The sequence below is a fragment of the Sorangium sp. So ce281 genome (assembly GCF_051527395.1).
GTDB lineage: Bacteria > Myxococcota_A > Polyangia > Polyangiales > Polyangiaceae > Sorangium > Sorangium cellulosum_B.
This window is the reverse complement of record NZ_CP150322.1, coordinates 266026-281305: the sequence shown is the minus strand read 5'-3', so window position 1 is coordinate 281305 and position 15280 is coordinate 266026. Positions and strand designations below refer to the sequence as shown.

Sequence of the window (15280 nt, the reverse complement as noted above, 5' to 3'; positions counted from 1 at the left end):
TTCCGACGTCGGGTCGTATCACAGCGCGAGAGAAAGGAGCAATTGACGTCGGGCGCCGCGGCCCTCAATCGAACGTCTTGCTGCCGCCCGTACTCGTGATGCCCGTCTTCCTCGACCCCGTGCTGGAACCCGTCGTGAAGGGCTCGTAGAGCGTGTCGATCTTGGTGGGGTCCGTCAGCCACTCGAGCTTCGTGTTCGGGTACTCGTTGGCGAGGACCTGTGTCATCAGCGGAGAGATGTCCGTCCGCCTCTTCAAGACCGCCTCCTTGTAGTTGTCCATTCCCCAGATGAACGAGTCGAGCACGCCGAAGTTGGGCTGTGTCTTCGGCTTCGAGGAAGAGAGCTTCAGAGTGAGGCTGCTCAGCGGGGCGACCTCGGTCCTCAGCTTGGCGACCAGGACGCAGTCGAAGATCAGCGCGGAGTGGCTGCCCGCCGCGCTCGCATAGTCCTTGTGCCGGAACGTCCTCGTGGCCGACTGGCGCTTCAGCGGCTTGTAGTACGCCGCGTTGTAGGCGAAGAAAGGATACGTGCTGTGCGGCGCTTCCGCCCCGGTGCGCAGGCGCGCCGGGGCCCCCACCTTGCCGCCGTCGATCGTGGCCAGCCCATCCCCGAACGTGGTGAGGCGGTCCATGTCGAAAGAGTTCTTCTCCAGGACCGCGCGATCGGTGTCGGGCACCCACAGGACCTGGATCATCATCAGGTATCCGAGCTTCTTGGGATAGGAGGCGATGTACTCGATCGACATGGTTGGCTTGTCGACTCCGAGAGGCCGCCTGCCCCCCGCGTCCCACCACCACGGGTCGAGCTTCTCGGGCTCGGTCTGGTCCACCGCCAGCGCCCTCGCCGTCGGCATGTAGCCCACCACGACCCTGACATCGATGGTGTCGTTCAGCAGCTTGTAGACGAGCCGTTGCCCGGGCATGGCGTCCTGTCTCCTCGCGAGCAGGAAACGCCGGCACGCCCCCGCGTGTCAAATTCCGTGTCGACGGCTCCACCAGGCGGGCGCGGTCGTTCAGGTGAGGCGAGCCAGCAGGCGCCCTGCCGCGGCCGGGAACAGGCGGGGTGAACAGGAGCTTGCGGCCCGCGCGGGGTGCGCCATCGTCCCTCGGGCATGCCGATCATCACGGGAATCGCCCCCTCGCCCGACAAACCCGGCCACGTCGTCATCCTGGTGGATGGGGTCCCCTTCGCCACGGTGCCCGAGCAGGCCGCCGCCGGCCTGGCCCCCGGCCAGGACAGCCCCGGGGCCGCGGCCGAGTCGCCGCGGAAGACCGCCGCGGGCGAGGAGAAGACCTACGAGCGGGCGCTGCGGCTCCTGTCGTTCCGGGCGCGATCGGCCAGGGAGCTGGAGAAGCGCCTGATCGAGAAGGGCGAGCCCAGGGAGCACGTGACGACCGCCATCGAGCGCCTCACCGCGAACGGGCTGCTCGACGACGCGCGCTTCGCGGAGGCCAAGGCGCGCTCCGGCATCGTGGGCAAGCCCCGGTCGCGCCGCAGGATCGAGCAGGACCTCGCCCGCAAAGGCGTCTCGCGCGACGTGGCGGACGCGGCCATACGGCAGGTGATGGCCGAGGAGGGAACGGACGAGTCCGCCGTGGCCGAGCGGGCGGCGCGCAAGAAGCTCCGCTCGCTCTCGGGGCTCGCTCCGGCGGAGCAGCGGCAGAAGCTCTACGCTTTCCTCGCCCGCCAGGGCTATTCGCCCGACGTGGCGCGCCGGGCGCTGCGCGCGGTGCTCGACGCGCCGCCGTGAGCGGCGCCGCCGCGCCGGCCCCTCCGCGGTGCGGCGGATCACCCGGGCAACCCAAACACATTGTTTTTCTGCCCTTCTCCCGCCACCTACAGCACGCTACAAAGGGCCCATGTCGCTCGATCTGGAGGGCCCGCCGCTGGATCGCGCGGACGCTCGCGCGGTCCTCGCCGGCGGAGGCGAGATGGGCGCGCGCATGCGCGCGATCGACTGGTCGAAGACGCCGCTCGGGCCGGTCTCGTCGTGGCCGCAGAGCCTCAAGACGTGCGTGCGCATCGTCCTGACGTCGCGCCAGCCGATGTTCGTCTGGTGGGGCGACTCGCTCATCAATCTGTACAACGACGCTTACAAGTCGATCGTCGGCGGCAAGCACCCCGAGGCGCTCGGGCAGCCCGCGTCCGTCGTGTGGCGCGAGATCTGGGGCCAGGTCGGGCCGCGCGCCGCGTCCGCGATGCGCCGCGACGAGGGCACCTACGACGAGGCGCTCCTCCTCATCATGGAGCGGAACGGCTACCAGGAGGAGACGTATTACACGTTCTCGTACAGCCCTGTACCGAACGATCAGGGCGGCACGGGCGGAATCCTCTGCGCCAATACCGAGGACACGCGGCGGATCATCGGAGAGCGGCAGCTCTCGCTCCTCCGCGACCTCACGGCGCGGACCGCACACGGGCGCTCGTGGGAAGACGTGTGCGCGCGCAGCGCGAGCTCGCTCGCGACCAACCCGAAGGATCTCCCGTTCGCGCTCCTCTACGTCGTCGACCCGGACCGGCGGCGCGTGCAGCTCGCGGCCAGCACGGGGTTCGAGCGGGGGCACGCCGCGGCCCCCGCGACCATCGCGCTCACGGACGAGTCGCCGTGGCCGCTCGCCGCGGTGCTGCGAGAGCACGAGTCCTGCCGCGTCGTCGAGATACCGGCTCACCTCCGCGATCTCCCGACCGGCGCATGGCAAAGGCCGCCGACGCGGGCGGCCGCGCTCGCGCTCTCCCCTCCGGGCGAGACGGGGCGCGCCGGGGTCCTGATCGTCGGGCTGAATCCATTCCGCCTCTTCGACGACGATTACCGCGGCTTCCTCCACCTCGTCGCCGGCCAGATCTCCGCCAGCATCGCCAACGCGCAGGCGTACGAGGAGGAGAAGCGGCGGGCGGAGGCCCTCGCCGAGCTCGATCGCGCGAAGACCACGTTCTTCGGCAACGTGAGCCACGAGTTCCGCACGCCCCTCACGCTGATGCTCGGGCCGATCGAGGACGCCCTCGCGTCGGCGGAGCGGAGCCTGTCGGGCGCGGATCTCGAGACCGCGCACCGCAACGCGGTCCGGCTCCTCAAGCTCGTCAACGCGCTGCTCGACTTCTCGCGCATCGAGGCGGGCCGGCTCCAGGCGTCGTATGAGCCGACCGATCTCTCCGCGCTCACCGCGGATCTCGCGAGCGCCTTCCGCTCGGGGATGGAGCGCGCGGGGCTCGCCTTCGAGGTCGATTGCCCGCCGCTGCCCGAGCCCATCTACGTCGATCGCGAGATGTGGGAGAAGATCGTCCTCAATCTCCTCTCGAACGCGCTCAAGTTCACGTTCGAGGGGACGGTCTCGATCGCGCTCCGCGCGCACGGCGACCGCGCCGACCTCACCGTGCGGGACACCGGGACGGGCATCCCGGATCGGGAGCTCTCGCACCTGTTCAAGCGCTTCCATCGGGTCCAGGGCGCGCGATCCCGCACGCACGAGGGGTCCGGGATCGGGCTCGCGCTCGTCCACGAGCTCGTCCGCCTCCACGGCGGGACCATCCAGGTCACGAGCGAGCTCTCCGTGGGGACGTCGTTCACGGTCTCGCTGCCTCGCGGGGCCGGGCACCTGCCGAAGGACCGCGTGAACGCCGCGCGGACGCTGGCGTCGACGACGACGGGCGCAGCGCCTTATGTGCAGGAGGCGCTCCGCTGGCTGCCCCGCGCAGCGGGCGACTCGCCCCCCGGCGCAGAGGGCGACTCGCCCCCCGGCGCAGAGGGCAATCACGCGGTCGAGCACCTCGCCCCCGCGGCGTGGACGTCGTCCGGCGGCGCCGCGATCGAGGCCGGGCCGGCGGCGCGCGTCCTGCTCGCGGACGACAACGCTGATATGCGCGAGTACGTCGGGCGGGTGCTGCGCGAGCGCTGGACGGTCGAGGCCGTCGCCGACGGCGCCGAGGCGCTCGCGTCGGCGCGCCGCAGCCCGCCGGATCTCGTGCTCACCGACGTGATGATGCCGAACCTCGACGGCTTCGGCCTGCTCCGCGCGCTGCGCGCGGACGAGCGCACGCGGGGTGTCCCGGTCGTCATGCTCTCCGCGCGCGCCGGGGAGGAGTCGCGCGTCGAGGGGCTCGAGGCGGGCGCGGACGACTACCTCCCCAAGCCGTTCTCCGCGCGCGAGCTCGTCGCCCGCGTCGCCACGCACCTCCAGCTCGCCCGATTGCGGGCAGCGGCCGAGCGCGAGCGCGAGCGGCTGTACGATCTCTTCATGCAGGCGCCGGTCCCCATCGCTGTGTTCGCCGGCCCCGAGCACCGCTACGAGGTCGCGAACCCGCCGTACTGCGAGATGGTCGGCCGGCGGGACCTCGTCGGGAGGAGCGTGCGCGGGGTGTTCCCGGAGCTCGGCGAGCACGAGGCGATCGCGATGCTGGACCGCGCGATCGAGGCCGGCCAGCCGCTGCGCATGACCGAGCTGACCCTCCCCGTCCGGCGCGGCGGCGCGGTGAGCGAGGCCGTCTTCAACTACGTCGCTCAGCCCGTCCACGACCCCTCCGGCGCCGTCTCGGGCGTCATGGTGGTCGCCTTCGAGATCACCGATCAGGTGCTCGCGCGGCGCCGCGTCGAGCAGCTGAGCCAGCACCGGGAGGAGCTCATCGCAGCGCTCGCGAAGACGAACCAGGAGCTCGACCAGTTCGCTTACGTCGCCTCGCACGACCTCAAGGCGCCCCTCCGGGGGATCGCGAACCTGTCCGAGTGGATCGAGGAGTCGCTGGCGGGGAAGCTGGACGGCGAGACGCAGGAGCATATCCACCTCCTGCGCGGGCGCGTGCGCCGCCTCGAGGCGCTGATCGACGGGATCCTCCATTACTCGCGGGCAGGGCGCCTGCGCGGCGACGTGGTCAGCGTCGACACCGGCCAGCTGCTCGCGGAGGTCGTCGAGCTGCTCTCGCCGCCCGAGGGCGCCCGGGTCGACATCGCGCCCGGGATGCCGACGATCGCCGCGGAGCGCGTCCCGATGCAGCAGGTGTTCCAGAACCTCATCAGCAACGCCCTGAAGCACGCGCGCCGCAGCGACGCGCGCGTCGAGGTGACGTGTGAGGACGCCGGCGCCTACCTCGAGTTCGCCGTGCGGGACAACGGGCCCGGCATCGCGCCCGAGTACCACGAGCGCATCTGGGATCTCTTTCATACGCTCGAGTCGCGCGACAAGGTGGAAGGCACCGGGATAGGGCTCTCCGTCGTGAAGAAGATCGTGCAGAGCCGCGGAGGGAGCGTGTCCGTCTCGTCGCGCCCCGGCGCAGGAGCCACCTTCATCGTGCGCTGGCCCAGGCGGGTGAAGGACGAGGCCTGACTCAGCGCCGGCGCGTCCCGCGAGCTGCCCTGGGTTGACGCAGGCCCCGCGGCGGTCGAAGGTGCGGGCATGCATGCGCGCCGAGAGTCGTTGGAGCCGTGGCTTCGGAGCTTCGTCGCCGATAGCGGGGGTATCGCTGGCACGGTGCACCTCGTCGAGGGCGATGCGCTCGCGCTGGCCGCCGCCGTGAACATCCCCGAGAAGGTGCAGGAGATCACGCGCCGCGTCCCGCGGGGCAAGGGGATGGCCGGGCTCGCCTGGGAGCGCGACCAGCCCGTGCAGACGTGCAACCTGCAGACGGACACGTCCGGCGACGTGCGGCCCGGGGCCAAGGCGGTCGCGGCGCAGGCGGCGGTGGCGCTGCCCGTGCGCGACGCCTCCGCGAGCGTGCGCGCCGTCGTGGGGATCGCGTTCGCCGGCGAGCGCGAGCTCGGCCAAGACGAGCTCGATCGCCTCGCGCAGGGCGCTGGCGCGCTGCCGGCCTGACAAGAGCGCTCCCGCGCCGGCCCACCCCGCTGCCCGCCGCAGCGCCGCTGTCCTGCCGCGCCGCTCCGCTGCGGCGCTGGCGCACCGCCGTGCCACCGCGCCACAAGGCCCTTGTTTTTCGCGGCTGCGATGCTAGCGATGCCCGCTCTCCCATGGAGACGAACGGACGCAGCGCCCCGAAAGCCGCGATCGACGCTCCGCTCGACGCGCGCGATCCGGGCGCCCGCCCGCACGTCCGCGTGGAGGACCTCGTTCGCGGCGCCGCGAACGAGCCCGCGGGCGAGCGCGCTGCAACCGGGCCTGGCGAGGGCGGCGCCGCGGGCGAGCCCCTCACGGCGAAGCTCGCCCGCCGCACCGTGCCCGGCGCGCTCGTCGAGCCCGGTCCCGAGGAGGGGTATCTCCGGTGCACCGCGTGCGCGCACCGCTGCGTCCTCGCGCCGGGGCGGGCGGGCGCGTGCGGGATCCGCTTCGAGAAGGACGGCGAGCTGCGCGTCCCGTTCGGCTACGTCGCGCGCCATTACGTGCGCTCGGTCGAGACGAACACGATCTTCCATGTGCGCCCCGGCGCGAGGTCCCTCACCTTCGGGATGTTCGGGTGCGACCTGCGCTGTCCTTATTGCCAGAACTGGAAGGTCTCCCAGGCCCTCCGCGAGCCGGAGGGCGACGGCGAGCCCATCGACATCAGCGCCGCGGATCTCGTCGAGGTGGCCGTCGCGGCGGGCTGCGGGGTGCTCGCGAGCGCCTACAACGAGCCGATGATCACCGCCGAGTGGGCGCGCGCCGTCTTCGCCGAGGCGCAGGGGCGGGGGCTCGTCACGGCGCTCATCTCGGATGGCAACACGACGCCCGAGGCGCTCGCGTACATGCGCCCGGTCGCCGACGTGTTCCGCGTCGACCTGAAGGGGTGGAGCGCGGATCAGTACCGGACGCTCGGCGGCCGCGTCGAGCCGGTGCTCGCGGCGATCGGCGAGGCCCGGCGCCTCGGCTACTGGGTCGAGGTCGTGACGCTCGTCGTCCCCGGCTTCAACGACAAGGCGGCCGGCCTCCGCGCCCTCGGCGCCGAGATCGCCGGGGTCGACCCGGACATCCCCTGGCACCTCAACGCCTTCTACCCGCGTTACAAGATGCGCGATCGCATGACGACCGACCCGGCGTTCCTCGTGGACGTGGCGGGCGTCGCCTATGCGCGGGGGATGAAGTACGTTTACGTCAGCAACGTGGCCGACCGCGTCCGTGAGCTCTCGCATACACGCTGCCCCGCCTGCCACGAGGTCGTGGTGCGTCGGTTCAACTACGAGACGCAGGAGGTCCTCCTCTCCGGCGGCGCGTGCCCTTGCTGCGGGACGCGCGTGCCCGGGCTGTGGGGACCGGCGGCGCCGTAGCGCCGCACAGGCGGACGCCCGGCTCCTGCCGAGCCGGCGCGCGCATTGACGCCCGGAGCCGACTGGGCCTGTTGCTGAGAGATTTCTGTCTCATTTCACCAGACGCCCTGTCCGGTGCTCCGCGCATCCCGGCAGAGCCATATTGCGTCCCTACCGAACTCCCCGATCGCAGGAGCATCGCGGGCCACTTCGGCCGACCTCTCCGATCACAGAAGCTCCCACAAGGAGGCTTGCTGCGGCGCCGCATGTGGTAATTTTCCAGCATGTCGTCGCCGTCCGAACGTCTCGCGCAAATCCTCGCGGAAGGCCGAGTCATCGCGACGCGCGAGCTCGGCGAAGAGTGTGCGGCGGAGCTCCACACGCGCGCCAAGGAGCGGTATCTCGCGCTGGAGGCGACGATGCCGCGGTTCCGGAGCAGCACGAATCGCAAGCTCTTCGAGCTCGGCCCGCCGGTGCTCGCGATCTACCAGGCGCTCCTGCACGACCTCGGCGTGGACCGGGAGCCGGCCCTGCGCCTCGCCGAGGGCATGCTGCTGGCCTTCTACCGCAAGCAGCTGAACCGGAGCCCGCTCCTCGGCGCCGCGATGGACGTGGTGTTCCGGCTGAAACCAGCGCGGAGCCTGCTCATGATGAGCCTGCGCGCGGACGAGCCGGAGGGCATCCGCTTCGACGAGGCCAGCGGCACCGGCGCGCTCCTGGCCTTCGACGTGCGCGCGTGCCCGATCGTGGCGTTCGCGCGGCGGCACGGCGCGCCGGAGATCGTCCCCATGATCTGCCGCCTCGACGACCTCAAGGTGAAGGAGCTCCACGGCGTCGAGCTCCGCCGCACGGGCACCCTCGGCACGGGCGCCGAGCGGTGCGACTTCCGGTACGTGACGGCGAAGAAGTAGCGTCGCGCTCCGCGGCCGGCGCAGAACGCACATGGGCTCACCACCCGTCGCTCGGGTGCGCCGGTGGGCTGCGCGCGTCGCCATTCAATGCTTGCCTCATGACGCGCTGCACCCCTGAAAAGGGGCATGATCGTGGGGCGGTGTGCGCTGTGCACTGTGCGTCGTGCGCATTTCAACATTGAAACATAAATGCTCTTTCCTGGATCTCCAAAGAGCGTGTCCGTGTTAGTTTTCAATGATCATCTGATCCCCGATCGCTCCTGAAGTCGCTTTCTCGAGGAGGTCCCATGAAGTCACCGTTCGCCCTGCGAAGGGTCGCCGGCGGCCTTTTGTCCGCCGCGGCGTCGTCTCTCGTCCTCGCGGCCAGCGCCCCCGCCCTGGCCGAGCCGTCAACCACGCTCTTCGAGAGCGGGCAGGTGCGCCCGCTCGCGCTCTCTCCCAGCGGAAACCTGCTCTTCGCGCTCAACACGCCGGATGGCCGCCTCGAGGTCTTCCGCGTCCATCACGGCGCGCTGGTCCACCGGAGCTCGATACCGGTCGGGCTGGATCCCGTCGCCGTGGCGGCGCGGAGCGACACCGAGGTGTGGGTCGTGAACCACCTGTCCGACAGCGTCAGCGTCGTCGGGCTGTCCCCTGGCGGATACGGCGGCCGCGTCGAGCGCACGCTGCTCGTGGGCGATGAGCCGAGAGACATCGTATTTGCGGGCCCCGGGCGGCGCCGCGCGTTCATCACGGCGGCGCACCGCGGCCAGAACAACCCGAACGACCCGCAGCTCACCACGCCCGGCGTGGGCCGGGCCGACGTCTGGGTGTTCGACGCGAACCACCTGGGCTCGTCGCTCGGCGGCGAGCCGCTCGCGATCCTCACGCTCTTCACCGACACGCCGCGCGCGCTCGCCGCCACGCCCGACGGCGCGCGCGTCTACGCGGCCGGCTTCCACTCGGGCAACCGGAGCACCGTCGTCACCGAGCTGCTCGTGCCCGACGGCGGCGCGGCGAACGGCGGCTCGCCGGGCCCGATGACCAACGCGTTCGGCGACCCGGCGCCCGAGGTCAGCCTCATCGTGAAGTTCGACGGCGCGCACTGGGTCGACGAGCTCGGCCGCACCTGGGACGACACGGTGCGGCTCTCGCTGCCCGACAAGGACGTGTTCGCCATCAACGCCATGGCGAACCCTCCGAGGCCGATCGCCGGGCCCTCGGGCCATTTCACCGGCGTCGGGACGATCCTCTTCAACATGGTCGTCAACCCGGTGAACGGGAAGGTCTACGTCTCCAACACCGACGCGCGGAACGAGCAGCGGTTCGAGGGCCCCGGCGTCTTCGCGGGGCAGAGCCTGCGGGGCCACCTCCACGAGAGCCGGATCACGGTGCTCCGCCCCGGCAACACCCCTCCGCGCGTCGCGCCGCGGCACCTCAACAAACACATCGATTACGCGGTCTGCTGCGCCCCGACGCCGAACGCCGAGAGCGAGGCGAGCCTGGCCCAGCCGGTCGACATGGCGGTCACGAGCGACGGCGCGACGCTCTACGTGGCCGCGCTCGGGTCGAGCAAGGTCGGCGTGCTCGGCACGGCCGCGCTCGAGAGCGACACGTTCGTGCCCGACGCTTCCGACCACATCGAGGTGAGCGGCGGCGGCCCGTCGGGGCTCGCGCTCGACGAGGCGCGAGGCCAGCTGTTCGTGCTGACCCGCTTCGACAACTCCATCTCGATCGTCGACACCGCGACCCGGACCGAGACAGCGCACGTCGCGATGTACAGCCCCGAGCCGCCGAGCGTCGCGCTCGGGCGGCGCTTCCTCTACGACGCGCGCATGAGCTCGGCGCACGGCGACTCCTCCTGCGCGAGCTGCCATATCTTCGGCGACTTCGACAGCCTCGGGTGGGATCTCGGCAATCCGGACGAGCCGGTCACGACCAACCCGGGCCCCTTCGTCGGCCCGCTGCTCAACCTCTTCACGCAGCAGCCGATGCCCCAGGAGTTCCACCCGATGAAGGGCCCGACAACGACCCAGAGCCTGCGCGGCATGGCCAACCACGGCCCCATGCACTGGCGCGGCGATCGCACGGGCGGCAACGACGCGCCCACCACGCAGCCGGACAGCGGCTCGTTCGACGAGCGCGCCGCGTTCATGAAGTTCCAGGCCGGCTTCACCGACCTCCTCGGCCGGAGCGGCCCGATCCCGGCCGCCTCCATGGAGGCGTTCGCGGACTTCATCCTGCAGGTGACCTATCCGCCCAACCCGATCCGCCGCCTGGACAACTCGCTCACGCCGGATCAGCAGGCCGGGCGCGACACCTTCATGAGCGGCAACCTGGACGGCACCGCCATCTGCAATGGCTGTCACGTCCTCGATCCGGAAGGCAATCCCGGCGTCGACAAGCCGGGATTCTTCGGAGCGAACGGCAACATGACGTTCGACTTCCAGCCGCAGCTCATCAAGACGCCGCACCTGCGCAACCTGTACCAGAAGGTCGGGATGTTCGGGATGGCCGCCCCGCTGTTCGGCATCCTGCCCGGCGACAACGATCCCATGGGAGACCAGGTGCGGGGGTTCGGCTTCCTTCACGACGGGAGCTTCGACACGCTGTTCCGGTTCTTCCGCGGGATGGGCTTCTCGCCGTTCACCGGCTTCACCAACCAGTTCGGCACCTTCCCGGACAACCCGAACGGCCTGCCGGACTCGCCGGCGGGCGACGCGGTCCGCCGGCAGCTCGAGTCGTTCCTGCTCGCCTTCGACTCGAACGTCGCGCCGATCGTCGGCCAGCAGGTCACGCTCGCGTACGGCAACCAGGCCGCCGCCGAGCCGCGCGTCGATCTCCTGATCGCCAGGGCGGACGCCGGCGAGTGTGATCTCGTGGCGAAGAGCCACCTGACCTTGCAGGAGATCGGCTTCCTTCACACCGGAGCAGGGCAGTTCGTCGCCGACCGGATGGCGCTGCCGCCGATCCCGGACGCGGTGCTCCGCCAGATCGCCCTCGCGACGGGGCGACCCCTGACTTACACGTGCACGCCGCCCGGCTCCGGCTACCGCGTCGGCCTCGATCGCGACGAGGACGGCTTCCTCGACGGCGACGAGCGGAGCGCCGGCAGCGACCCGGCGGACCCGGCCGACACGCCCTGATCTCCGTCTCGCACCGCGGCGCGCGCCCGGCGCCCGCTGGCCTTCACCTGTCCCGTCATCGCACCTGCACGCCGGCGCGGAGCGCGCAGTCCGGGTCGGCCGGGAACGCGCAGGCGAGGGCGCACACCCCATCTTGGGCGCAGTGGAGATCGGCGCAATCGGGGTCGACGATCTCGGGCCCGACGTCACACGCCGCCTCGCAGAGGCCATCCGCGCGGCACGGGTTGTCCGCCTCGAACTCGTCGATCGTCGGCTGGATGAACTGAGATATCTGGTCGAGATCGGTGCGCGCCTGCACCCCGTCCAGCGTGCAGGGGTCGTCGCCGAACGAGGTCACGCCGGCGTGGCGCTCGACGCCCCCGCGCACGAGGAACGCCGGACCTCCGGAGTCGCCGGCGCACGTGTTCATGTCGGGGACCTGGTAATAGAACTGGGTCGCGTCGATCGTCCCCGGCGTCCCGCCGACCTGGGCGGGGCCGACCGCCACGATGGGGAACGTCACGGCGCGGCGCATGCCGAACCCCGTCCCCGCGACGCCGTCGGAGACACCGTAACCGACGAAGGTGTAGTCCGGCCCGACGTACCAGGTGGTATTCTCCATCGATTCGCGCAGGAGGGGCGCGGGCTGCACGGGCGCGTCGCTCTCCAGCCGGATGAGGGTAAGGTCGTTCTGGAGGCTCCCGGGATCGAAGGCGGGGTGCCTCCTCGACGTCTCGATCCCCACGCTCTCCGACCGCCGCCCGAGGGTCGGGCCGAAGAAGACGCGCGTGAGCGCGCCGTGGCAGTGTCCCGCCGTGATCACGGTGCGCCGCGAGATGACGGTCCCGCTGCAGTACGCCCTGTTGCGATTGCCCACGCCCACGACATAGGCGTGCGCCGTGTCCACAGCACCTCCAATGATGCGCTGCCGGGACGTGAGCAATGGCTGCTCGCCGTCGCCCCCGGGAGGTGCGTCCGCGCAGCCGAGCCCGCCGAGGCACAGGATCGCGATCGGGATGGCATTCTTCATACTGCAACCTTTCCGTCCAGAAATGGTGTCTAGAGCGGCGGATTGCGGAGGCGCCCACGGTTCGGCGCCGCTCGGACCCGCGGGCGCGCGGGGGGCATAACAAGCGCAGTGCCAGCGCCACGCTCGGCGAGCGCGCGTGTCGGCCGCGCGGCGCGGCGGGGAGTCCTGGAATGGCGCGCGAGCGGGGCGATCTCGTCGGGGCGATCGCCGCTGGAGGGACGGCGCGGACGTTCGCCCCGCTCCGGAGCGGGCATGGCGCCGCGGTCGCGGCCCTCGCGCGCTCTCCCATGGAGACCCGCCGGCCCAGCGGCGGGTCAGGACGCCGGCGTCGCCCGGGCCGGCAGGGCGAAGCCCTCGGCGGTGCTCGCGATGTAAGCGCGGTTGAGCTCGCGGCACGCGGGCTCGTGGACCCCGACCACCACCTCGATACCGGCGCTCTCCAGGAGGGCGGCGCCCTTTCCGGAGACCCGGGGGTCCGGATCGATCATGCCGATCACGACGCGCCGGATACCGGCGCGGAGGACGGCGTCCGTGCACGGGGGCGTCCGGCCGTGGTGGCAGCACGGCTCGAGGTTGACGTAGAGCGTGGCGCCCTCGGCGCGGCCGGCGAGCTTGCGGAGCGCGTCGACCTCGGCGTGGGCCATGCCGGCGCGCTCGTGGAACCCCTCGGCGAGGAGCTCCTCCCCGCGCACGACGACCGCGCCGACCATCGGGTTCGGCGCGGTGCGCCCCGCGGCGAGCGCCGCGAGCTCGAGGCAGCGCTCCATCCAGCGAACGTCGGACGCGTTCATGCCGGCCCCGTGGCACGGCGGTCCAGCAACGGGCGGAGAGGCTGCCCGGCGGCAACATCGCACAGCATCACGCCGCCACTATAGCGGAGGACCGCGGGCGGGGCAGCGGCCGTCGGCGAGCTCGTCCGCTCGTCGATCCGCGGCCGGCGCGCCGCCTTCGCCACGCGCCGGCGCGCCCAGGGGCGCCTCGCCGCCGCGCTCGCGACGCCGGCGCGTGACGAAGGCGGCGCGCCGGCGAGCGCCCACGCGCACGCCAGGACAAGCTACGTTGCACCTTGAGCGCGGCGGCGCCGGCGCTGACCGCTCTCGCTCTCTGAGAGGAAACCATGGAGACCGCCAGAGCAGAAGTCGCCCCCGCAGCGGGCGTGAACGATCTATCGACGCTCCCGGGACCGCGGAGGCTGCCGCTGCTCGGCAACCTTCTCGAGATCCGGCCGACCCAGCTTCACCTCACGCTCGAGGGCTGGAACCGCAAGTATGGCGATCTCTACACCTTCTGGCTCGGCCGCACGCCGGTCGTCGTCGTCGGCAGGGTCGAGCTCGTCCAGCGCATCCTGCGCGAGCGGCCGAAGGAGTTCCGCCGCTGGAGCCCGCTGCAGGAGCTCATCGACGAGATGGGCTTCGGCGGCGTCTTCTCGGCCGAGGGCGACCAGTGGACGCGGCAGCGGCGGCTCGTGATGAGCGCGTTCACCGCCGGGCAGCTGCGCGAGAGCCACGGCACGCTCTCCACGATCACCCGCCGGCTCCGGGAGCGATGGCGCGCGTCGGCCGCGCGGGGAGCGTCCGTCGACGCGCGGCGAGACCTCGCCCGTTACACGGTGGATGTCACCACCGCGGTGGCGTTCGGCCTCGACATGAACCTCATCGAGCGCGGCACCGACCCCCTGTCGCACCAGCTCGAGACGGTCTTCGCGGCGCTCAACCGCCGCCTCTTCGCGCCGTTTCCGTACTGGCGGCACGTCAAGCTGCCCGCCGATCGGGCCCTCGATCAGGCGCTCTCGGAGCTGCGCACGCGGATGCTGGGCATCCTCCGGACGACGCGCGCGGAGATCGACGGGGATCCGGCGCGGGCCGCGGCGCCGCGCTCACTGCTGGAGGCATTGCTCGTGGCGCGCGACGCCGACGACCCGAAGGCGCGGCTGTCGGAGCAGGAGGTGCTCGGCAACGTGCTCACGCTGCTGCTCGCCGGGGAGGACACGACGGCCGACACGATGGCCTGGATGCTCCACTTCATGGCCCTGCGCCCCGACGTCCAGGCGCGGATGCGGGCCGAGGTCGACGCCGAGCTCGGCGACGCGGACCTGCCCGAGAGCCCGGAGCACGCGCAGCGGCTGCGCTATCTCGGCGCGGTCGCGCAGGAGACGCTCCGCCTGAAGTCCGCCGCGCCGATCATCTTCATGGAAGCCTGCTCGGACACGGTGGTCGGCCCGCTGCGGCTCGCGGCGGGGGCGCGGATGATCCTGCTGACGCGGCAGCTCGGCCTGAAGGAGGAGCACTTCCACGACGCGGCCTCGTTCGTGCCCGAGCGCTGGCTGACCCCGCGGCCGGCGGGCGCCGGCAAGCACGATCCGCGCGCCGCCCTCGCCTTCGGCAGCGGCCCGCGGGTCTGCCCCGGGCGCGCGCTCTCGATGGTCGAGAGCGCCATGGTGGGTGCCATGGTCGCGCGCGACTTCGATGTATCGCTGGTCGATCCGGCGCGGCCCGTGAAGGAGCTCCTCGGGTTCACGATGAAGCCGGAAGGGCTGTTCGTCCGCTTCACCCCCCGCCGCCGCTGACGTCCCATCGAGCCTCGCTCCGGGGCAATGCCGGGCAGGATCCCACCGAGAAAGACGCCCTGAGCCCATCGGGACACGACGTGCATACCTCTCTCCAATCCGCAAAATTGCGCTACCTCCTGGTCCTCGGTGTCGCCGTCGTTTCCTTTGCGCTCGGATGGTTTCTCAGGCCATCCGTCCGCGTCGCTGGCTTTCCGGAGCTGGGGGAGCTGCAGCCGTTCACGAAGAGAGGCTGCACCAAGGTGGGAGTGCCGTTAACGGAGCTCGGGGCGTTCTCGGAGGCCTCGCTCCGCTTCTCGCCCGGCGACAGCGCGCGGCTCCAGGTGGTGGCCTTCCGCCGCGCGGGCCCGGACGCGGAGCTGCTGCAGCTCGACGCGGGCGAATACGATGACGAGTTCGACGCCAGCGGGGAGGTTTTCAAGCTGCGGTGGGATGCCACCAAGGGTTGGCAGGTCGGCGACTGTCACACGCTCGTGAGGTACTGGCCTGGAAGACCCTGAGCTGGGC

11 protein-coding genes are annotated in these 15280 nt (G+C 71.5%); 8 read left to right on the top strand and 3 right to left on the bottom strand.

The features are described from left to right. Positions 1–64 precede the first annotated feature (64 nt). Positions 65–922 carry a hypothetical protein gene (locus WMF27_RS01055; protein WP_437762125.1) on the bottom strand — a complete coding sequence of 286 codons (858 nt, stop codon included), beginning with the start codon at positions 920–922 and terminating at the stop codon, positions 65–67. Between the two features lie 189 nt (positions 923–1111). Here WMF27_RS01055 and WMF27_RS01050 point away from each other — a divergent pair, with 189 nt between their 5' ends. The 6 genes from WMF27_RS01050 (at position 1112) to WMF27_RS01025 (ending at position 11198) form a co-directional block, all read left to right on the top strand. Beyond that, positions 1112–1750 (top strand): regulatory protein RecX, encoded by a 639-nt coding sequence (locus WMF27_RS01050; protein WP_437762126.1) that lies wholly within the window; start codon positions 1112–1114, stop codon positions 1748–1750. Positions 1751–1859: 109 nt separating this feature from the next. Beyond that, positions 1860–5315: an ATP-binding protein gene (locus tag WMF27_RS01045; protein WP_437762127.1), complete on the top strand. Its 3456-nt coding sequence runs from the start codon at positions 1860–1862 to the stop codon at positions 5313–5315. Positions 5316–5384: 69 nt separating this feature from the next. After that, positions 5385–5801, top strand: a complete 417-nt coding sequence (locus WMF27_RS01040) for a GAF domain-containing protein (RefSeq protein WP_437762128.1) — start codon at positions 5385–5387, stop codon at positions 5799–5801. 152 nt (positions 5802–5953) lie between these two features. Next, complete coding sequence (locus tag WMF27_RS01035) at positions 5954–7183, top strand: radical SAM protein (protein ID WP_437762129.1); 1230 nt, start codon at positions 5954–5956, stop codon at positions 7181–7183. A 263-nt stretch (positions 7184–7446) separates the two neighbouring features. Beyond that, complete coding sequence (locus WMF27_RS01030) at positions 7447–8073, top strand: L-2-amino-thiazoline-4-carboxylic acid hydrolase (protein WP_437762130.1); 627 nt, start codon at positions 7447–7449, stop codon at positions 8071–8073. A gap of 287 nt (positions 8074–8360) precedes the next feature. Further along, complete coding sequence (locus WMF27_RS01025) at positions 8361–11198, top strand: hypothetical protein (RefSeq protein WP_437762131.1); 2838 nt, start codon at positions 8361–8363, stop codon at positions 11196–11198. A gap of 55 nt (positions 11199–11253) precedes the next feature. On the opposite strand, the gene WMF27_RS01020 is transcribed toward WMF27_RS01025, so the two are convergent. Further along, positions 11254–12207 (bottom strand): S1 family peptidase, encoded by a 954-nt coding sequence (locus tag WMF27_RS01020; protein WP_437762132.1) that lies wholly within the window; start codon positions 12205–12207, stop codon positions 11254–11256. A 314-nt stretch (positions 12208–12521) separates the two neighbouring features. Beyond that, positions 12522–12998, bottom strand: a complete 477-nt coding sequence (gene ribD, locus WMF27_RS01015; protein ID WP_437762133.1) for a bifunctional diaminohydroxyphosphoribosylaminopyrimidine deaminase/5-amino-6-(5-phosphoribosylamino)uracil reductase RibD — start codon at positions 12996–12998, stop codon at positions 12522–12524. A 326-nt stretch (positions 12999–13324) separates the two neighbouring features. Here ribD and WMF27_RS01010 point away from each other — a divergent pair, with 326 nt between their 5' ends. Continuing rightward, positions 13325–14773: a cytochrome P450 gene (locus WMF27_RS01010; protein WP_437762134.1), complete on the top strand. Its 1449-nt coding sequence runs from the start codon at positions 13325–13327 to the stop codon at positions 14771–14773. A gap of 242 nt (positions 14774–15015) precedes the next feature. Further along, entirely contained in the window at positions 15016–15273 is a 258-nt protein-coding gene (locus WMF27_RS01005; RefSeq protein ID WP_437762135.1) for a hypothetical protein, read from the top strand. Positions 15274–15280 lie beyond the last annotated feature (7 nt).